The organism is Bhargavaea cecembensis DSE10 (assembly GCF_000348905.1).
GTDB classification, from domain to species: Bacteria; Bacillota; Bacilli; order Bacillales_A; family Planococcaceae; genus Bhargavaea; species Bhargavaea cecembensis.
In genome coordinates this window covers 136,571-155,329 of the sequence record NZ_AOFT01000001.1, presented here as the reverse complement: position 1 = coordinate 155,329, position 18,759 = coordinate 136,571, and the positions used below count along the sequence as shown (strand labels likewise).

The 18,759-nt window shown below is 56.3% G+C and carries 17 protein-coding genes and 1 tRNA gene; 8 read left to right on the top strand and 10 right to left on the bottom strand.

The window, feature by feature from the left end:
* Positions 1 to 142: 142 nt before the first annotated feature.
* The gene (locus C772_RS00725) at positions 143 to 1,168 is read left to right on the top strand and encodes a hypothetical protein (protein ID WP_051059373.1); all 1,026 of its coding nucleotides are present in this window, start codon (positions 143 to 145) and stop codon (positions 1,166 to 1,168) included.
* A gap of 94 nt (positions 1,169 to 1,262) precedes the next feature.
* Positions 1,263 to 1,448: an SE1832 family protein gene (locus C772_RS00720; protein WP_035000982.1), complete on the top strand. Its 186-nt coding sequence runs from the start codon at positions 1,263 to 1,265 to the stop codon at positions 1,446 to 1,448.
* Between the two features lie 62 nt (positions 1,449 to 1,510).
* Here C772_RS00720 and C772_RS00715 read toward each other — a convergent pair whose 3' ends face one another.
* The 3 genes from C772_RS00715 to C772_RS00705 form a co-directional block, all read right to left on the bottom strand.
* Positions 1,511 to 2,971 (bottom strand): phospholipase D family protein, encoded by a 1,461-nt coding sequence (locus C772_RS00715; protein ID WP_008296564.1) that lies wholly within the window; start codon positions 2,969 to 2,971, stop codon positions 1,511 to 1,513.
* A gap of 153 nt (positions 2,972 to 3,124) precedes the next feature.
* Positions 3,125 to 3,676, bottom strand: coding sequence for an RNA polymerase sigma factor (locus C772_RS00710; RefSeq protein ID WP_008296562.1), 552 nt, complete (start codon positions 3,674 to 3,676; stop codon positions 3,125 to 3,127).
* A 508-nt stretch (positions 3,677 to 4,184) separates the two neighbouring features.
* Positions 4,185 to 5,450 carry a hemolysin family protein gene (locus C772_RS00705; RefSeq protein WP_008296560.1) on the bottom strand — a complete coding sequence of 422 codons (1,266 nt, stop codon included), beginning with the start codon at positions 5,448 to 5,450 and terminating at the stop codon, positions 4,185 to 4,187.
* Between the two features lie 157 nt (positions 5,451 to 5,607).
* Here C772_RS00705 and C772_RS00700 point away from each other — a divergent pair, with 157 nt between their 5' ends.
* Positions 5,608 to 6,999 (top strand): dipeptidase, encoded by a 1,392-nt coding sequence (locus tag C772_RS00700; RefSeq protein WP_008296559.1) that lies wholly within the window; start codon positions 5,608 to 5,610, stop codon positions 6,997 to 6,999.
* On the opposite strand, the gene C772_RS00695 is transcribed toward C772_RS00700, so the two are convergent.
* Complete coding sequence (locus C772_RS00695) at positions 6,960 to 7,559, bottom strand: nitroreductase family protein (RefSeq protein ID WP_008296558.1); 600 nt, start codon at positions 7,557 to 7,559, stop codon at positions 6,960 to 6,962. The two genes, C772_RS00700 and C772_RS00695, sit on opposite strands and share 40 nt — an antisense overlap.
* A 63-nt stretch (positions 7,560 to 7,622) precedes the next feature.
* Here C772_RS00695 and C772_RS00690 point away from each other — a divergent pair, with 63 nt between their 5' ends.
* Entirely contained in the window at positions 7,623 to 8,195 is a 573-nt protein-coding gene (locus C772_RS00690; RefSeq protein WP_008296557.1) for a glycerol-3-phosphate acyltransferase, read from the top strand.
* A gap of 142 nt (positions 8,196 to 8,337) precedes the next feature.
* Positions 8,338 to 9,189 (top strand): DegV family protein, encoded by an 852-nt coding sequence (locus C772_RS00685; RefSeq protein WP_008296556.1) that lies wholly within the window; start codon positions 8,338 to 8,340, stop codon positions 9,187 to 9,189.
* Positions 9,190 to 9,261: 72 nt separating this feature from the next.
* On the opposite strand, the gene C772_RS00680 is transcribed toward C772_RS00685, so the two are convergent.
* Together C772_RS00680 and C772_RS00675 are read right to left on the bottom strand one after the other, a co-directional pair.
* On the bottom strand, positions 9,262 to 9,762 hold the full coding sequence (locus C772_RS00680) for an amidase domain-containing protein (RefSeq protein ID WP_152419657.1): 501 nt from the start codon (positions 9,760 to 9,762) through the stop codon (positions 9,262 to 9,264).
* 200 nt (positions 9,763 to 9,962) lie between these two features.
* A tRNA-Ala gene (locus C772_RS00675) sits at positions 9,963 to 10,035 on the bottom strand.
* A gap of 71 nt (positions 10,036 to 10,106) precedes the next feature.
* Between C772_RS00675 and C772_RS00670 the strand changes: the two genes are divergently transcribed.
* Positions 10,107 to 11,129, top strand: coding sequence for a DUF2804 domain-containing protein (locus tag C772_RS00670; RefSeq protein ID WP_008296554.1), 1,023 nt, complete (start codon positions 10,107 to 10,109; stop codon positions 11,127 to 11,129).
* A gap of 41 nt (positions 11,130 to 11,170) precedes the next feature.
* On the opposite strand, the gene C772_RS00665 is transcribed toward C772_RS00670, so the two are convergent.
* The gene (locus tag C772_RS00665; protein WP_008296553.1) at positions 11,171 to 11,887 is read right to left on the bottom strand and encodes a glycerophosphodiester phosphodiesterase; all 717 of its coding nucleotides are present in this window, start codon (positions 11,885 to 11,887) and stop codon (positions 11,171 to 11,173) included.
* 141 nt (positions 11,888 to 12,028) lie between these two features.
* On the opposite strand from C772_RS00665, the gene C772_RS00660 reads away from it, so the two are divergent.
* Together C772_RS00660 and C772_RS00655 are read left to right on the top strand one after the other, a co-directional pair.
* Positions 12,029 to 12,586, top strand: coding sequence for a YusW family protein (locus C772_RS00660; RefSeq protein ID WP_008296551.1), 558 nt, complete (start codon positions 12,029 to 12,031; stop codon positions 12,584 to 12,586).
* A gap of 164 nt (positions 12,587 to 12,750) precedes the next feature.
* The gene (locus C772_RS00655) at positions 12,751 to 13,812 is read left to right on the top strand and encodes an acyltransferase family protein (RefSeq protein WP_008296549.1); all 1,062 of its coding nucleotides are present in this window, start codon (positions 12,751 to 12,753) and stop codon (positions 13,810 to 13,812) included.
* A gap of 192 nt (positions 13,813 to 14,004) precedes the next feature.
* On the opposite strand, the gene C772_RS00650 is transcribed toward C772_RS00655, so the two are convergent.
* From C772_RS00650 to C772_RS00640, 3 genes are all read right to left on the bottom strand, one after another.
* Positions 14,005 to 15,828, bottom strand: coding sequence for an ABC transporter ATP-binding protein (locus tag C772_RS00650; protein WP_008296547.1), 1,824 nt, complete (start codon positions 15,826 to 15,828; stop codon positions 14,005 to 14,007).
* Positions 15,821 to 17,551: an ABC transporter ATP-binding protein gene (locus C772_RS00645; RefSeq protein WP_035001076.1), complete on the bottom strand. Its 1,731-nt coding sequence runs from the start codon at positions 17,549 to 17,551 to the stop codon at positions 15,821 to 15,823. Before C772_RS00645 ends, C772_RS00650 begins: the two co-directional genes overlap by 8 nt.
* Before the next feature lie 189 nt (positions 17,552 to 17,740).
* The gene (locus C772_RS00640) at positions 17,741 to 18,667 is read right to left on the bottom strand and encodes a DMT family transporter (RefSeq protein ID WP_008296545.1); all 927 of its coding nucleotides are present in this window, start codon (positions 18,665 to 18,667) and stop codon (positions 17,741 to 17,743) included.
* Positions 18,668 to 18,759 lie beyond the last annotated feature (92 nt).

The following is an 18,759-nucleotide window of genomic DNA, read 5'->3' as shown; positions in this document are numbered from 1 at the left end:
GGAAATCCCCCCTTCGTGTCCTCAAAAATAATACCCAGTTTACCATACCCAGACGAGACTTCCAGCTCAAACCCTCATATTCCGGGGCCCGGTCCCATATGTTGGACAGGAACCGATATTGCAGCCAGAAAGGGTGAAGGCCTTGACCGGACAACCGAAAAAGAAAGCGGTATTTTACTGCACGGCAATCGATATCCCCTCCGCCTACCGGACACGGCGCGCGATGCGCATCGCGCAGTCGCTTACCGATATTGAAGTGATCTTCCTTTCGGAGCGCCCGCTCTCCCACATCGAGGAGGCGGGCTTCCGGGTCGTCCGGATCCGGGGAAAGGACGGGCTCAGGAAAGCGGCGGAAGAATTGCGGCCGGACATCCTCCTGAGGGACGGCCGCTCAGAACCGGGGGAACTTGATGCGCTCAGGGATATGATTCCCGCGATCATCCATTTTGATGACAGCGGCGAAGGCGAAACGGCGGCCGATCTTGTCTTCCGCACTTTCGGCGGAGAAATCCGGGGCCCCGTCCCGCGCAATGTGGTGACGGGCCAGGCGGGATTTATCGCTGATCCGAGCCTGATCCGTCACCGCCGCGTCGGGCTCGGCAAGCGGCCTCCCGGCGACCTGCCGCATATTGTCGTCGCCCATGGCCCAACCGATCCGGCCAACCTCTCTCACCGGACGCTCCGGCATCTGACACAGCTCCACATTCCGCTGAAGGTGACCGTTCTGCTCGGGGAAGCCTACTCCCATCCGGACGACCCGCTTATGATGATGGCTCTCGGCCGCCGCAATGTGACCGTCAAAAGGGTGCCCTATGACTATGGCAGGGAACTCGCATCCGCCGATATTGTCATCTGCTCTTCCGGATACATCCCTTACGATGTCGCTTTCCTGAGCATCCCATGCATCGTCCTCGCACAGGATGAAGAAGAGCTGGGACATGCACTTCCGAACGAGGAAAACGGCTTTATTCCGCTCGGGCTCGGTCGCAAAGTCAAACAGTCGATGCTGCTGAATGCGGTGATGGAGCTTCTTCTGCACGAACCCCGCAGAAAACGCGCAATTGAAAGACAGGCCGCGCTCAACGTCGAGGACGGGCTCGACATGGTGAGCGAAGCCGTTCACTACTACCTGGAATACCCGCCTCGCAGGAAGGCCGGGAAACACTGATTTTCCAATCGGGGCCTTGACTTGTTTCCTTCCCTGCAGGGATACGCCGCCGCCCCGGTTATGGTACAATGTCCGCGACAAGGAGGCGTTCATGATGGACAAACGTTCCCTCGAAGCGGAAATTGCAGAACTGAAGATGGACTACATCAGCCTGCAGGGCGACATCGAGAAACTCGAGTCGACAGGCCACGAGGCCCAGGTCCAAAAAGCGGAACAGCGGCTTGCGGACATGGAAGCAAGGCTGTCGGAATTGAACCGGCAGTTGGATGCGCTTGACTGAGCATACGAAGACGGCCTTCGCACCACTAACCGGGTGCGGAGGCCGCTTTTGTTTTTTTCGGATCAGTAAGTGGTCAGCTTCAGAAGTTTCTGAAGGCCGTAGACGACCCGCTGTGCCTGGGAGAAGCCGTCCAGCTTTTCCTCGGCCTCCAGCGTATAGAGGGCATCTTCATTGTCCCAGAGCCGCTTGAAATAAGCATCCAGCTTTTTCGCAAGCGGGCTGTCTGCCGGTGCCTCGATGCGCAGATTGGATTCGAGGTTGTAATCATCCAGCGCGCGCTCCGTCATGTTGGCGGCGCCGCTCGAGATATAGGTTTCGCCGCCGTCCTTCACGTAGACCAGTTTGGTATGGTATTGCCCGATGACGGCATTATAGAAGCGGATTTCGATCCGGCCTTCCGAATCCTCGATCAGCTCTTCCGCGACCGGCATGTTCGGCAATCCGGTCTTTTTGTTCCCGAAAGCATTCTCGTTCGGGTCAAGGATGATCCTGACACGGGCACCCCGCTCAGCGGCTTCGACGAGGGCAGACAAAACGTCCCGCTTGGCCAGATAAAACATGCCGAGCCATACCTCATCCCCTTCCCCTGCCTTTCCGATGTCCTCTAGAAGGTGATCGAGGATCGGCCGCTCCGTGAGATACTGTACGCCGTACTGGCCGTCAGGGTTTTCTTCACCTTCCGTCCTCGGGAACTCTTCAGGGCCGCCCGAATAGCGGGAGACCGCTTCTTCCGCTTTGAGGACATCATTGATCACGGGGCCGTCCGCCTTGAACGCGACATTGCCGTGCCAGCCGCTCGCATCATGCGGGTTGCCGGAATTCACAAGAACCCCTTCTTCAGTGGCAACGACTTTGCGGTGGTTGGCCTTGACATTCAGCAGCTTCAGATAGGAACGGACCGTCATTTCCGGAGCGTCTTCAGCCATCGGATTCGGCAGCCATCCTTTTCCTTCCTCTCCCCACCACTGGAAGAGGATCCGGTAGATGCCCGAATAGACCGGCGTGGAATCCCTGAGCGGATCGAGGGCAGTCACCACAACTTCGACGCCCGCTTCCTCCAGGCGCCTGATTTCCTCGGATTTATACGAACCGTACCCGTTGTTGACGGGATCGGTAATGAGGATGACCGGCATGTCGGGGTTTTCCTCTTTTTTCTCCGCAAGCCGGTCGGTCAGCGTGCGGGCAAGCTCCGGGAAGTCTTCCTTTTCATCGTAAAAGCCGTTGTAGAGGAAAAAGTCAGCCACAACGAACTCTTCGGCACGATCGATCATCGAAAACACTTCATCAAAAATCTGAAGTTCGTGTTGCATGCCATCCTTTGACCGGTCCTGCGAAAAGGTCAGGTCGGTAAGCATCTCCACATTGTCCGTCCGGTATAGCGTCCCGTCGTGGGAGATGCCCTCTGGGAGCGGCTTGTATGTATGGTAGAGAACGATACCGATATAAACGAGCACAAACAGGCAGGCGATGATCGTCAGAACCCTTCGCCTCATGCTCCATTCTTTTATTTTCTTCCTGTCCATGCGCGTACCCCCTTTGGTCCCCCTTCCATTCCCCTTTCAACTGCATCGGAAAACGCGGGATGCGAAAAAGCCCCTGTTCTTTTATGAAAGAGGCTGCAAAAATAACAACGGTCCGGGCAACTTTTTGCCCGGACCGCCGTCCTAGTGATTATCTTAGCCGGCTGTGACATAGCCTTCCGCCTGCTCGTCGAGAAGCATCATTTCCTTCAGGCGCTGCTTGGCGCGGAAAAGCCGGGATTTGACCGTCCCGATCGACACTTTCATAAGCTCGGCGATTTCGTTGAGCGAGTATTGGTTCACATAGAAATAAAGCACGGTTTTGCGGTAGATGCCATCCAGCTCATCCAGCTTCGACTGGACGATGTGGCGGATATCATCACGCTCGAGCAGATCGTCCGCAGTCGGCTCCCCGCACGGCACGAGATCGAGGATCGGCACGTCGAGCGTTTCCGGCTGCTCCATGACATGCTGGCTCCGTCGGACCGTCTTGCGGTAACGGTCACGGAACGTGTTCATGCAGATCGTTGTCAGCCATGCCTTGACGTGGTCGACGCCCTCGAGCGACTTTTCGTTGCGGACGACTTTCAGCCAGACGTCCTGCATGAGGTCTTCCGCCTCGTCCTTGTTCCTTGTGAGCTTCAGGCACAGGTGATAAATGAATCGTTCATATTCTTCGTAGATGGTTTCGATGTTACGACCGGCCATGGCCGATCCCTCCCGTTCGTACTGTTCTTTGTTAACCTTATTGTCCTATAGAGAAACCTTGCCCTCCATCGGATTCTCTTTCAGGTCCATTACAAAGATGTAAGAAACGGGGAAAGGTTATCCAAAAGCGCAAGCGCCCGTTCAGCAACGTACAAACTGGAGTACTTCGTAATGAGATAAAGGAAACACGGTGAGGAACGAACCGATGTTGACTGATCGCAGTGGAGAAGTGCGAAGTTTGCCAGTTGCTGGGCGCTGGAGCTGACGTAGCAAAAGCGCAAGCGCCCGCTTAGCAACGTACAAACTGGAGTACTTCGCAATGAGATAAAGGAAAAACGGTGAGGAACGAACCGATGTTGTTTTATCGCAGAGGAAAGTGTAAAGTTTGCTGGTTGCCGGGCGCTGTATGCCGGACGCAGCGGTCAGGAAACAATAAAAAAAAGCGCCTCCTTACAGGAAGCGCCCCAACGCAGGCTGTTGCCTGCGTTTTTGTTTTGCTGATTTCTTCTTATTCTTCTTCGGACGTTGCCGCTTCTTCCCCTTCTTCCTGCTCCCGTTTGGTGATCAGCATGCGGGTGATGCGGTTGCGGTCCATCTCCTCGATCATAACGTCCAGGTTGCCATAAGTAAACTGGTCGCCCGGTTCCGGGACGTGACCGAGCTGCTGGAGGACGAATCCGCCGACCGTCTCATGCTCGTCCGGCATCTCGGAACGGAAGGATTCCATCACGTCATCCATCTCAAGACGTCCCGAGCACTCCAGGCGGGTATCCGTCATTTCATAGACGAGCACCTCGTCCTGCTGGTCGGTCTCGTCTTCAATGTCCTGGCCGATCATTTCTTCAATGATATCTTCGTGCGTGACGATGCCGAGGGTGCCGCCGTATTCGTCGAGGACGATCGCGATATGCTTCTTTTTCGCCAGCATCATCTTGAATACCCGCTCGACACTGAGCGTCTCGACAACAAACATCGGTTCACGGTCCATATAGTCCTCGATCGTCGATTCAGGCGCCATTGACCACTCGATCAGCTGCTTGGAGTAAAACACGCCGACGATGGTATCCATATTGTCCTCATACACCGGATAACGCGTGTACCAGTGTTCAAGGAGGGTATCCCGAACATATTCATAAGTCGCATCAAGTGGCACACCGACAATTTCCGTCCGGTGAGCCGACATCACATCGGACACATCTTTTTCGGGAAAGTCCATCACGCCCTTGAGGCGGATAGATTCCTCTTCCTCAAAAGTCCCTTCAGTAGACGCGATATCAACCATCGACCGGAGATCTTCCTTCGTCAGCGTCGCTTCCGTCACCGTTCCCCGCGAAATGATGCGGATAAAGACATTCGTGAACAGCGACAGCAGATACGTCAGCGGCGAAAGAATGATGACCAGGAACCGGATGATCGGAAAGACCAGATAGGCGACCTTTTCAGAGAACGTTGCCGCAATCGTCTTCGGCAGCACTTCACCGAAGATGATAAGGGTGATTGTCAGAATCGTTGTCGCCAGCCCGACCTGCCAGCCCTTGTCAATTGCGATCGCCGTAAGGAGGGTCGGCAAGAGGATATTCACGATATTATTCCCGATCAGGATCGACGTAATCATCCGATCGGGCTTGCTGATGAGTTTCAGCAGTTTCTCAGATTTCCTGTCTCCCTGGTCAGCACGCAGCTGCACCTTCATCCTGTTCGTGGCGGTAAGTGCCGTTTCGCTGCCCGAGAAGAAAAAGGACAGGAAGAGCAGGATTCCCAAGACGATAAACAAAAGCCATTCCCCCTGAAGAAACTAATTTACACGGAATTCAAAAACCTTATTGACCATCATACCATAAACACTTCCCCGGCCACGCCCATTTGAATCCGCTTTCTCTGTTTCTGGTATACTTATTCACGAAAACCAACGTGGAAAGAGGGATAAATTGATGGATCATCTGAAGGAACTTGACCGCCATTTCAGCGAACACCGCGAAGCGCATCTTGCCGAGCTGAATGACTTCCTGAGCATCCCGAGCATCAGCTCGCTCTCCGGGCACAAAGGCGATATGAGGAAAGCCGCGGAATGGCTTGCCGGATCGCTCAAGGCTGCGGGACTTGAAAACATCTCAATCGATGAAACCTCCGGCCAGCCGGTCGTCTACGCAGACTGGCTGCATGCGGAAGGCCAGCCGACCCTTCTCATCTATGGCCATTATGATGTCCAGCCGGTCGACCCGCTGGAGCTTTGGGACAGTGCTCCGTTTGAGCCGGAAGTCCGTGACAACAAACTGTACGCGCGCGGGGCCAGCGATGACAAAGGCCAGGTGTTCATGCATGTAAAGGCCGTCGAGGCCCTGTTCAAGACACACGGCAAACTCCCCGTGAATGTGAAATTCTGCATTGAGGGCGAGGAAGAGATCGGCAGCCCGAACCTTCCGGCCTATGTGGAAGAGAACAAGGACAAGCTTGCGGCAGACGTGATCGTCATCTCCGATACGGGCATGCAGGGACCGGGCCAGCCGGCAGTCTGCTACGGCCTCCGCGGCCTTGCCGGCGTCCAGATCGACGTGAAGGGAGCCAGGGGCGACCTCCACTCCGGCCTGTACGGCGGCGGTGTCCAGAATGCCATCCACGCGCTGGTCGAACTGCTCGCCTCTTTCCGCGACAAGGAAGGCACAATTACCGTTGACGGCTTTTACGATGACGTTCGCCCGGCAACAGAAGAGGAGCGAGGAGAATACGGGAAGCTGGGCTTTGACGAGGAAGCATTGAAAAAAGAGCTCGGCGTCAGCGAGCTCTTCGGTGAACCGGGCTATTCGCATCTGGAGCGCACTTGGACGCGCCCGACGCTCGAGATCAATGGCGTGTTCGGCGGGTTCTCCGGCGAAGGGATCAAGACCGTCCTTCCGGCCCAAGCAGGCGCGAAAATCACCTGCCGCCTCGTACCGGATCAGGACCCGGATGACATCGTCCAAAAACTGCGCAGCCATATCGAGAAAAACAAGCCGGCCGGCGTGACGGTGAATATCACCGAATTCGACAAGGGCAAGCCGTTCCTCACCCCTTACGACCACCCGGCCATCCAGGCCGCCGGCAAGTCGTATGAGCGTGTTTACCAAGTCCCGACCGCCTATACGCGCGGCGGCGGCTCGATTCCGATCGTGGCCGCGTTTGATGAGATTCTCGGCCTCCCGGTCGTCCTCATGGGCTTCGGACTGTCGTCCGAGAATTTCCATGCGCCGAACGAGCACTTCCATCTTGAGAATTTCGACAAGGGGCTGCGCGTCATCGGCGACTATTACTTTGAAGTGTCGTCTGCGCTTTCCGGAGCGGAGTAAAAGGTCACTTTTTCTTCAATCGGCGTGTGGTCCCATTCCTTCGGCATTGTATCCGAATGCCCGAAGTGCAGCATGCTGATCACGCGCTCCCCGTCCCCGGCGCCCAGCGCCTTGCGGAAATTTGGCTGATCCAGCCAGGCAGGTGTCTTGATGCATGTGCCGATGCCCTTATCCCACGCGAGGAGCTGGGCGTTTTGAAGAAAGGCGGCAATGGCCATATGGTCTTCGATCCGCTGCTTCTGGCGCATGTCTTCGCGGACGATTGCAAAGACGATCGCTCCCGCACTCGTGAACTTGGACGACTGGCGCTCAAGCGCGTCTTCCGTCAGTTCGCGCCAGTTTGGAATGGCGTATTCCCTGACCAGGCTCTGCACATCGGATAAGTTGTCTCCTGCACCGACAACAAACCTCCATGGCTCACGCTTGCCATGGTTCGGGGCGAACCTTGAATCGGACAGGACTTCCATGACATCTTCACGGGAGACCGGGGTACCATTGAAATTCTTGATGGAGCGGCGCTCGATCACCGCTTGCCTGACACTCAACTGCTGTTGGCTCATGTCGATTCTCCTTCGCTTACCAATAGTCACCCTGATTATAGCAGACCCCGGGGAGGGATGCCGTTGAACGCCATAAGCCCGGAAGCCGTTCTTTATCTTGCTTTCTGCTGGGCTGCGGGCTCTATTCTTTGGGCTCGGGTTCTTGGCCGTGTGCTAGGCACGGATCCTTCCTCAGAAGGAAGCGGGAATCCCGGTGCGAGAAATGCCGGAAGATTGTTGGGAGCCCCTGCATTTTTCACAGTGTTCACGGGAGATGCCCTGAAAGGCGCCGCTGCCGTCCTGGCAGGCAGGTATCTTGTCCAACCGGAATGGCTGATTGCCGCCGGCGGGGCGCTGGCTGTATTCGGACATATTTTTCCCTTGTACGGAGGAAAAGGAGGAAAGGGCGTCTCCGCTTTTGTCGGCGCGGCGCTGGCCTTTTCCCCCACAGCCTTTGCAGGATTTGCAGTTGGTACGGCCGCCGCCCTCCTGCCCCTCGGTTCAGCGACTCTGACCATGCCCGGAGGCTTCGCTGCGTGGACAGCCGCACTCTGGTTCTCCGGCATGCTTCCTGCTTCATGGCCGCTTCTGCTGGCTGCCGGACTCGTTCTTGTCCGCCATCGGGAAGACTTCCGCGCAGCGATCCGACGTGATTAGACACTATTCGATTAATAATAAAAAACGGAGAAGCCTTATATTATTTCACTATAATATAAGGCTTTTTCTATTTCTCCGCCCTCTCCATTTCACAGTATGGTATAGTATTCAGAAAATGACAGCGCATTCAGGGGGATGAGAGATGAAGAAAAAACCGATTGCCTATATCGTCGACAGCACTGCCCATATTTCAAATGAACTCGCGAATCACCCGGATCTGTATGTCGTGCCGCTCAATGTCCATTTCGGGGACCAGGAGTATGCAGACGGCGTCGGCATCCGGCCGGAAGAATTGTATGAGAAGATCCGGACATCGACCGAGCTGCCGAAAACGTCGCAGCCGTCCGCAGGCCGTTTCGCCGAGCTGTTCGACCGCCTCAAAGAAGAATACGAGCAGGGCCTAGCGGTGATGCTGACATCAGAACTGAGCGGGACCTATGCCTCCGCCGTTTCAGGGGCGGAGCTGAGCGGCTTCGATGTCCGCATCCTCGACGGCAAATCGCTTTCCTACGGCACAACCGGGCTTGTGCGGCTCGCCATGGAACTGGAGCAGCAGGGCAAAAGCCGGGATGAGATTGCCGAAGACATTTCCGTCCATATCGGGAAAACCCGCTCCTATATCTATATCGGACAGCTGAACCAGCTGCATAAGGGCGGACGGATGGGCAGTGTCCAGTTCTATCTCGGCAGCATGCTTCAGATCAAGCCGATCATCCAGATTACCTCTGAAGGTACACTTGAGGTGATCGACAAAGTCCGCTCCGAGAAAAAGGCGTTCCGCTACCTTGTAGACAAAGTGAAGGCGGCCTATGATGACGGCCGGCGCACCATCCACCTGATGCACGCTGACAGTCCGAAGGAAGCGGCCCGGCTAAAGGAGCAGATGCTCGACGCCATGCCCGGACTAGAAGTGAAGACGGGTGACATCGGCTCCGTCCTCGCCGTCCATGCCGGCGAAGGCACGATGGCCGTCATCTGGTATGACTTTGATTAAGGGATCGGATGGATTCCCATCGATAAAAACCGACGGCCCGGGGGCGGACATGCCCCGGGCCGTCAGTTCGTCTTAATCAAACCGGTCATTGATCTTCCAGAAGATATACGTCGCATCCGGCCTCCAGGCATAGGAATCTTTGTATGCCCAGTGACGGTCACGGACATTGTACGTATGGGCATTCACATACGGCACGCCGTCCCTCTTAGACGTCACAATGGTCGTGTGATTAAAGACGCCGTCCCCTTCGAAGTCATAGGAAATGATATCACCGGGCTCCAGTTCCCCTGCCGACTGGACCCGCCTTGCCCTCAATCCGCGCTGAGAGCCCGCCAGGTACCACCGGAGCGAATGGGAAACACTCCAGCTAAAGCTCCAGTTGCCTCCCCCGATCCACCAGCCCCGCTCCCGGTTCGGTGATCCCCACATCGGCGCACCGCCTGCCCTCAGGCACTGGGAAACATAGTTCGTACAGTCAACCGCGAACTTCGGATATGCGGGATTGTAGTCATTCCACCACCGATTTGCATAAGCAACGGCCGCTTCCCGGTCATAGACCGCCAACTTTCGCACCCCCTCTCCTGCAACGTATGCGGCGGGCGGAAAGTATTATGCTTCGGATGGTGGATTCGGTGCCAGTGCCTCTGAATTCATGGTGAGTGCTTCCAATCCCGGGGCGAATGCCCTCAAATTGGCCGTGAGAGCCCCGGATGTGTCTACAATTGCAAAAAACCGCCGGAATCCCGTAAAGGAATTCCGGCGGTTTCGTATGATGGAGCATAGGGGGCTCGAACCCCTGACCTCTGCGCTGCCAGCGCAACGCTCTCCCAATTGAGCTAATGCCCCGTATCTCTGGTACAATGAAGAGTATATCAGCAAAACGCAAATCTGACAATAGCCGTTTTCGAGGTGATCGCATGCAGCACAAGGAACGCGAATTGACGGAGCCCGTCCTGCTGTCCAACCCGGACGGGACACTGAATCCTGAAGCGATCGGCTTCGCCAGGAACCCGATTATCACGGGCAATCTCGCAAAAAATTATATGCGCAAAAAACGCTGGAACTACTGGTGCGTATACGGGGAAGACGTGCTGTTCTCCGTAACGGTGTCCCACCTCGATTATGCCGCGTCCTGTTTCGTGTACGTCTTCCATTACGAGACCCAACGGTTTTTCGAGAAGACGGTCACTGTGCCGATGGGACGCAATGTCAGGATGGGCGACGAGGTGCTCGGTAATGTATCGTTCACCCATCCGGAGATGAATATCCAGATGATCCACTTCAAAGGCAAGACGCACCTGCTCGTCACCGTGCCCGACTTTGACGGTGAACTTCTCCATGCGGATCTGCACATCGGACATCCTGAAGGAGAAGAATCCCTGAACGTGGTCGTCCCGTGGAATCGCAGCCAATACCAGTTCACGGCAAAGCATCACCTTCTGCCAACCGAGGGGTTCATCACAATCGACGACCGGCGCTTCCGGATCGGCAGGGAGGAATCATTCGCCGTCCTGGACTTTGGCAGGGGCATCTGGCCCCGGAAGGCCGCCTGGAACTGGGCAATGGCTTCCCAGCGCTACGGACGCCGCCGCATCGGGCTGAACTTCGGCGGACAATGGACCGACGGAACCGGCATGACTGAAAACGCGGTATTCGTCGACGGCAAGATGTACAAAATCAGTGAAGATGTGCTGTTCGATTATGATCCGGAAAACTATATGAAAACATGGAAAATCCGGACGAAATTCACGGATTCAGTCGACCTGACCTTCACACCGTTTTTCGAGCGGACCGCAGCGACCGATGCAAAGCTTGTCAGATCGGATGTCCACCAGATGGTCGGCTACTTCAGGGGGCGCATCCGCCTGCCTGATGCCGGCGTAAATCTTCATCTCGTCAAGCTGCTCGGATGCAGCGAAGAGCACCGGGCCACATGGTGATCAAAAAAACACAGGAACCGCACCCGGCGGTTCCTGTGTTTTTATTTGAATAATTTGAGCATCCTATCCGGGTAATCCGTGAAAATTGCCCGGGCGCCCGCCTCGCGGACCATCAGCGCATGTTCTGGTTCGTTAACAGTGAACACCCTCAGCACTGCCCCTTCCGCGGCCGCCCGGCGGCCGGGTTCCCGCACCGAGAACGGCAGTGCAGGATGAAGGGCATCGGCTCCGATGCCGGATGCAGCTGACCGTGCATCGGCCAGAATTTCGACAAACAGCATTCCCGTCTCGATGTCCGGGGCTTCACGCTTTGCCGCCGCCAGCGTCACATGGTCGAACGACGACAAAATGATGCGGTCCCCGATCCCAAATTCCCGTACCATCGCAATGACCTTCTCCCGCATGCCCGGATAGGGGAACACATCCGATTTCAGCTCGATATTCAGCCTGTGGGGCTTGTCCCGGAACAGTTCCAGCACTTCCCGCAAGGTCGGGATGCGCTCATCGGAGAATTCATCCGAAAACCGGCATCCGGCGCTTAGCTGCTTCAGCTCTTCCAGTGTCAGGTCCTTGACGTATCCGCTTCCGTCTGTGGTCCGGTCGACCGTCTCATCATGAATCACGACCGGCACACCGTCCCCGGACAGATGGACATCGAATTCAACTCCGGCAATCGGCAATCCAGCTGCTTCCCTGAATGCGGCGATCGTATTTTCCGGCCGGCTGCCGGATGCGCCGCGATGCGCAAAAATTTCCAAAATGATCCTCCCTTTCCGTCCCGTCCTGTTTTCATCGATTATGGCATATCCAAATCTCTCCTGCCATGCAGGCCGCGGTTTAAAATCCGCCTGAACAGGAAAGATAAAGGACAAACAGAGTATCCGAAAGGACGTGCACCCATGAAACACAAACTTCTTGGAATGACTGCGCTTGCCGCCGTGCTTACACTTGGCGCATGCGGCGGAGGCAATAACGATGCCATGGACGACGCGGCAGGCGGCGACAACGACGATCAGGCGCCGACCACCGAAGAAACCGGTGATGCGACCGAAACAGCAATTGAAAGCGATGAAGCAGGCGACAACCCTTCCGGCGGCAAAAACGAGGGAATGCAGGAAACCACACAGGGTTACGGCTTCAAGGACTTTGACCTCGAAATTGACGTAGACGGCAAAGACGCGGTGGATGCCAGCTACGAAACAAAGGAAGACGGGACGTTTGAAGCGGAATACGAAAACACGCTTGAAGGTGTGGATTACGGCGAAGATAACCAGCAGGATGAAGCAATGAATGAGCTGGATGCCCTGTTCAAGGAGATCGTGCTCGACCAGAACGTGACCGAAGAAGAAGCCAAGAAGAAAATCCTCAATGCCCTTGAGATTCAGGACTACACGAAATTTGAACTCGAAGTTAAATTTGAGGATGGCCAAAACCTGAACATCCAAGAAAATAAGTGATCCGCAGCGGCGGCCGTCCCATATTTCGGGACCGGCCGCCAATTTTTGTATCTTTTCAAACGGGGCTTCAGGGTGTAAGATGCCCGTAACCCCCCGGCAGGTTTAAGATTTGCCGAAATGGGGCAACTAATCCGGAGATAGAAACCAAGACGGAGGTCTTCACCATGGCAAAAAAGAGACTGACCTGGGTCGACGTCACGAAAGGGTTTCTCATGATCCTTGTCGTTGTCGGCCATTATCCCGGGGAACTTGATTTCCCGCTGTCCAAATACATTTACTGGTTCCATATGCCGGCCTTTTTCCTGTTGAGCGGGCTGTTTTTCAAAGAAGTGAAAACCCGTGCGGAAGCCGGAGAATCCATCCGAAAACGATTTATGCAGCTGATTGTCCCGTACCTGTTCTTTCTTGTCCTGATTACCGCGATGCGATATGGGATGGAACTGGGCTATGGCAACACCGACATTCAATGGTACCTCAATGACCTGTGGACGCTTGTCGTCGGCGGACGCTTTGTCCGGGGCGCTTACGGTGTGTTCTGGTTTGTGACGGCACTGTTTGCGGTGTTCGTGATGTTCACCTTCATGACACGCCACTTCAGCCGGAAAGTCCAGATCGGGCTCGTTGCCATCTCTTATGTCATTGCCCACACGGAGAGCCTGTTCGCCCAGCGGGTGCTGGACGGCGGGGTTGTCGAATCCGCCCAGCAGATCCCCCTTCCCTGGAACGTCGATGTCGCGCTCATGGCGCTCGTGTATTTCGCAATCGGCTACTATCTGAAGACATTCTGGATGGAGATCAGCAGCAAGTGGCTTGGCGCGGCGGCCGTTGCGGTTGCCGTCTGCCTCGCCCTGGATGCGGCGGGACTGTTCGACTACCACCTCAGCATGAAGTTCCTGCGGTATGACCACTTCTTCCTTGACCTGATCATTCCGGTCTCCTGCACAATCGTTGTCATCGGGCTGTTCCAGCGTGCTGCCAAGAGGATGCCGCTGAAATGGCTGCAGTTTGTCGAGAAGCATTCGATCTCGATCATGTACCTCCATATTTTCGCGGACATTGTGCTGAACGACTTCTTCAACTATGGTCTGATCGGATTTACCGCAATCGGACTCGTCCTTCCGATTCTGGTATCGGTCGCGCTCGAGAAATTCGTTCCATATGGCAAAATCCTCCTCGGTGGCTTCCGCCCGAGAAAGAAACCCGGCTCCGCAGCGATGGTCAGATAAAGAAAACTCCGGAGAGGCCCGCCTCTCCGGATTTTTCGGTTATTTCGGGGGATAAGTCCTGGGCTGGTTGATGATCTTTCACCGCAGGATTCTGATCTTTCGTGACCCCTTATTGATCTTTCACGGCCTCTTATTGATCTTCCATCATGTATCATCCAGACGAACCCGGAGCCGGCGCGGCTCCGGGTTCAATTATAATTCCGCGCCTTTCAGCATCTGGTCGTAGAGGCCACCGCTGCCGATCAGTTCTTCCTGCTTGCCGGATTCGGCAAGGCGGCCATCCTGCATGACGAAGATGAGGTCGGCTTTTCTCACTGTGTTCAGGCGGTGGGCGATGATGAAGCTGGTCCTGCCTTCCATCAGGCGTTCGAGCGCTTCCTGGATCTTCATCTCGGTGACGGTGTCGATCGAGGAAGTGGCCTCATCCAGCAAGAGCAGCACCGGATCCGCGACAAGCGCGCGGGCGATGGAAAGCAGCTGCTTCTGCCCCTGGCTGATCTCCCCGCCGTCCGCGGACAGCACCGTTTCGTATCCGTCCTCCAGCTTCATGATGAAGTCGTGCGCGTTTGCTTCCTTTGCCGCCTCGATCACTTCCTCATCCGTCGCATCCAGGCGGCCGTACCGGATGTTGTCCATGACGCTTGCCTCGAACAGAAACGGATCCTGCAGGACAAATGCCGTCTGGCTTCTGAGGGTTTTTCTCGGCAGCTCGGTGATCGGGATGCCGTCGATCAGGATCTGGCCCTCGTTTGCGTCATAGAAGCGGGCAAGCAGCTGCATGACGGTCGTCTTCCCGGCGCCGGTCGCTCCGACAAATGCGGCGGCCTCACCCGGGCGCACCCTGAAACTCACTTCTTCGACGGTATAGTCACCCTCGCCATAGCCGAAAGCGACATTGCGGAACTCCACTTCCCCCTTGAGTACCGTATCCGCATGCCCCTTCGCGTCATCCCGCTCCGGTTTCTCATCCATGATGGCAAACACGCGCTCCGCACCCGCGATGGCGGAGAGGACAGTGTTGAACTGGTTGGCGAGGTCGTTGAGCGGGCGGGTGAACTGGCGGGCATATTCAGTGAAGATGACAATTGTCCCGATTGTGACGAGCCCGTCGCCGGTCAGCGCCAGGATCCCCCCGATGCCGGCAACCACCGCGAATGCCCCGTTGTTCAGGAAGTTCATCACTTTCGGGATGAAGCCCGCATAGGTCAGCGCCCAGAAGCCGGTCCGGCGGAGGCGTTCGCTTTTCTCGGTGAACTCATCCATCACCCTGTCCTCCTGCGAGAAAGCCTTGACGATGCGCTGCCCGGAAATCGATTCCTCGATCATGCCGTTCAGCTCGCCGACCGCGCGCTGCTGGGCTTTGTAGAGCCGGCCTGTCCGCTTCGTGATCCAGCGGACCGCGGCGAACATGAGCGGAATGATTGTCATCGTGAGCACGGTAAGCAAAGGACTGAGGGACAGCATAACGGCAACCGTACCCACAAGCGTCAGTACGCTCGAAAACACCTGGATAAACGAGTTGTTCAGCGTCTGGCTGACGTTCTCGATATCGTTTGTCATCCGGCTCATCAGCTCGCCGTGCTGCCTGCGGTCAAAAAACTTCACCGGCAGCTGCTGGAAATGACTAAAGAGGCCCGTGCGCATCTTATACACCGCACGCTGGGAAATGCCGATCATCCAGAAGCTCTGCAGGTACATCGCGACGGACAGGCCGGCATAGACGGCAATCAGCAGCACCACCATCCGGCCGAATCCACCGAACCGTCCGGCGACAATGTATTCGTCGACGATATGTCCGACCAGGTACGGCCCGAGGATCGACAGTCCCGAACTGATGGCGACAAGGACAAGCACCGCAATAAGGAGCGCACGCTGCTCATCAACAAGCCGCCATATGCGCAGGAGCACATCCTTCGAATTGTTCGGCCGCTCCCCTTTTTTCTCCTTTGGCTTCTTCAGGTCTTCCTTCGTAAGGATCGGCTCATAGCCGAACGGCTTTCTGATGAAATCAAACATCCCCGTTCACCTCCCCGGCATGCGCACTCTGTGATTCGACGATCTGCCGGTAAAGCACCGACTGCTCAAGAAGTTCCTCATGCGTCCCGTAGCCGGACACCCGGCCCTCGTCAAGCAGGAGAATCCGGTCGGCCCCGGCAGCAGTCCCGACTTTCTGCGTGACGACCAGCATCGTCGCCCGCTCCCCCTCAAGCGCCTTCCAGAGGGCATTTTCCGTCTTCACATCGAGCGCAGACGTGCTGTCATCCAGAATGAGGATCGACGGATGGCGCACAAGCGCCCGTGCGATGGACAAACGCTGCTTCTGCCCGCCTGACAGGTTGACCCCCTTCTGGCCGACACGCGTTCCGTACTTGTCCGGGAAGCGCTCGACGGAGTCATGGATCTGGGCTTTTCGTGCGGCTTCCTCCAATTCGTCCAGCCCCGCTTCAGAATCACCCCACCCCAGGTTTTCATGGATCGAACCGGTAAATAGCATCGACTGCTGCGGCACATAGCCGATCGCATCCCGGAGGTCCTTCAGCGGCCATTCCTGAATGTCCCGGCCGTCCAGCAGCACCCTGCCGGATGTGGGCTCGAAAAATCTCGGTATAAGATTCAGGAGTGTTGATTTGCCGGAGCCCGTGGCCCCCATGATGGCCAGCTTTTCGCCCGGCTTCACATGGAAGCTGATGTCGTGAAGGACGCCCTTGTCCGCTCCCTCATAAGTGAATGACACATTCTCGAAGCGCAGATCGCCGATCGGCTGCCTGCCGCTTCCCCGCTCCGCCTCTTCGGTACCGCCGTCTGCAAGAAGCACTTCTTCCATCCGCTCGGCGGACGCCTTGGCCCTCGAATACGCCACGATGATAAACGAAAACATCGAAAACGATCCGGTCATCCTGAGCGCGTAGTTGACAATCGCAACCACTTCGCCGACTTCCGCACCGCCTCCCCGGACTTCCTGCGCGCCGAACCAGAGAACGGCAAGCAGGCTGACGTTCATGACGAACAACAGCACCGGCAGGATCAGTTCCATCAGGCGGACGGCCGAAACCGTATCCGAGCGGAGCGCCCCAGCCACTTTCGTGAAGCGGGACGATTCATAGGCCCCGCGGAGGTAGGCCTTCACCAGTCGCACGGCCTGCAGGTTCTCCTGCACCACCCGGTTCACCCGGTCGAGGCGGCGCTGTACGCGCCCGAACATCGCCACCCCTTTCCTCACCATGAAGACGAGGAAGATGACGAGGAACGGAACGCCGATCATCAGGAACAGCGCGAGCTTCGGATTAACGATAAACGCCATGATCAAACTGCCGGCCGCGGCAAGCGGAGCGCGGAGCATGATCCGGAGGCTCATATAAAGGACGTTTGAAGTCATCGTGATGTCGCTCGTCATCCGGGTCAGGAGCCCGGACTGCGGGAAGCGCAGGAACGTCGACATCGTGAATGACTGGATTTTCCGGAACATGGCGGCCCTCAGGTCAAAAGCGAAACTGTGTGCAGCATGTGCCGCGAAAAATGAGTTCGTGACCCCCGACAGGAACGCGGCAAGCGCCAGTCCCATCATGACGGCCCCCCATGTCCAGACCGTTCCGGTGTCACCGGGGATGATGCCGTCATCGATGATCTTCCCGATGACGAGCGGCTGGATCAGCTCGACCGCCAGCTCCACGAACATCAGCAGGAGTGCAATGGCGATCGGCCATTTGTACGTCTTGGCGTAAGAGAATACCGTTTTCAAAGTTTCACCCCAAATATCCTTCGCATATCGAATCAACTGTTTCTTTATTATGCCATATTCCTCCCCGACCGGATAGGCGGAGGGAGAATTTTCAGTCGATTGAATGGCCGTTTTACTCTTCCGCATCTGAAAAGCCCTCCCCCTGCACCGGTGCAGAGGGAGGGCTCGTTTTATTGTTATCTCCGGCCTTCACATCGTCTTCGGAGGTTCCGCCTCGACCTTGGACGCCTTGCTGCCGGCGACCGACAGCCAGACAACACCGATCAGCATGATCGCGGTCCCGGCAAACTGCCACTGTCCGAGCAGCTGGCCAAACCAGAAAATCGACACGACCATCGCCGTCAGCGGTTCAAAACTCGAGAGGACGCTTGTCTCGACCGGGGAGATATATTGTGTGCTTCCGAGCAGCAGGATAAATCCTGCTGTCGCGAACACGATGATCAAGAGCAGCATAAGGAGCGCCAACGGATCCAGCAGCATCGGAATCATCCTGAACACGGCAAGCGGCTGTGTCATGAACAGCGCCGCCCCCCCGATCACCATTGCCCAGGCGACCGTCTGGATAACTCCATATTCATGCATGAGCCGTGCGGGATACAGCGTGTAGAATGCGAACGTGAACCCGAGGGTCACCCCCCAGGCCAGTGCTGAATTGGACACTTCGAGCGACGACAGGGAACCGTTTGTCAATAGCAGCACGAGCCCGGCAAGCGTAACCGCGATACCGAGCACCTGGTAAACCGGCGGCCATCTTCTCTGGCTCAGTGTGACAAAGCCGATGACGAAAATCGGTGCAAGAAATTGCAGGAGTGTCGCGATGACCGCGTTGCTTTCTTCGATGGTTTTTAGGAATGTGAACTGGACACCCAGCATCCCGACTACCCCGAAAATGACCAGCTGGCGTGCCCACGCCTTCTGCCGCCAGATGAGTCCGACCCGCTTTCCCTGCGATCGCAGAACCAGGAGAAGCACTGCTCCGGCGATCAGCAGGCGCAATACGATAAACGGCGCGACTTCAATCGGCTTCTCCTCAAGCAGCCACTCCATCATCGGGCCCGTTGCTCCCCAGAGGATCGCACCGATGATAATCATGGCGATCCCTTTCATCCGTGCCATCCGGCCCCCTCCTTTCTGCCATGAATCATTTTCAGCCTTGTTTATCTTACATAAATTCCGTTTAAATGGTTGTCCTTTTTTATCCTCTTCCC

Bases quoted from the DNA above. Each gene is read 5' to 3' on its own strand.
- C772_RS00640 (WP_008296545.1), bottom strand. From the start codon at position 18,667: ATGGCACGGATGAAAGGGATCGCCATGATTATCATCGGTGCGATCCTC.
- C772_RS00700 (WP_008296559.1), top strand. From the start codon at position 5,608: ATGGATCATCTGAAGGAACTTGACCGCCATTTCAGCGAACACCGCGAA.
- C772_RS00660 (WP_008296551.1), top strand. From the start codon at position 12,029: ATGAAACACAAACTTCTTGGAATGACTGCGCTTGCCGCCGTGCTTACA.
- C772_RS00670 (WP_008296554.1), top strand. From the start codon at position 10,107: ATGCAGCACAAGGAACGCGAATTGACGGAGCCCGTCCTGCTGTCCAAC.
- C772_RS00655 (WP_008296549.1), top strand. From the start codon at position 12,751: ATGGCAAAAAAGAGACTGACCTGGGTCGACGTCACGAAAGGGTTTCTC.
- C772_RS00720 (WP_035000982.1), top strand. From the start codon at position 1,263: ATGGACAAACGTTCCCTCGAAGCGGAAATTGCAGAACTGAAGATGGAC.
- C772_RS00685 (WP_008296556.1), top strand. From the start codon at position 8,338: ATGAAGAAAAAACCGATTGCCTATATCGTCGACAGCACTGCCCATATT.
- C772_RS00695 (WP_008296558.1), bottom strand. From the start codon at position 7,559: ATGAGCCAACAGCAGTTGAGTGTCAGGCAAGCGGTGATCGAGCGCCGC.
- C772_RS00715 (WP_008296564.1), bottom strand. From the start codon at position 2,971: ATGGACAGGAAGAAAATAAAAGAATGGAGCATGAGGCGAAGGGTTCTG.
- C772_RS00650 (WP_008296547.1), bottom strand. From the start codon at position 15,828: ATGTTTGATTTCATCAGAAAGCCGTTCGGCTATGAGCCGATCCTTACG.
- C772_RS00710 (WP_008296562.1), bottom strand. From the start codon at position 3,676: ATGGCCGGTCGTAACATCGAAACCATCTACGAAGAATATGAACGATTC.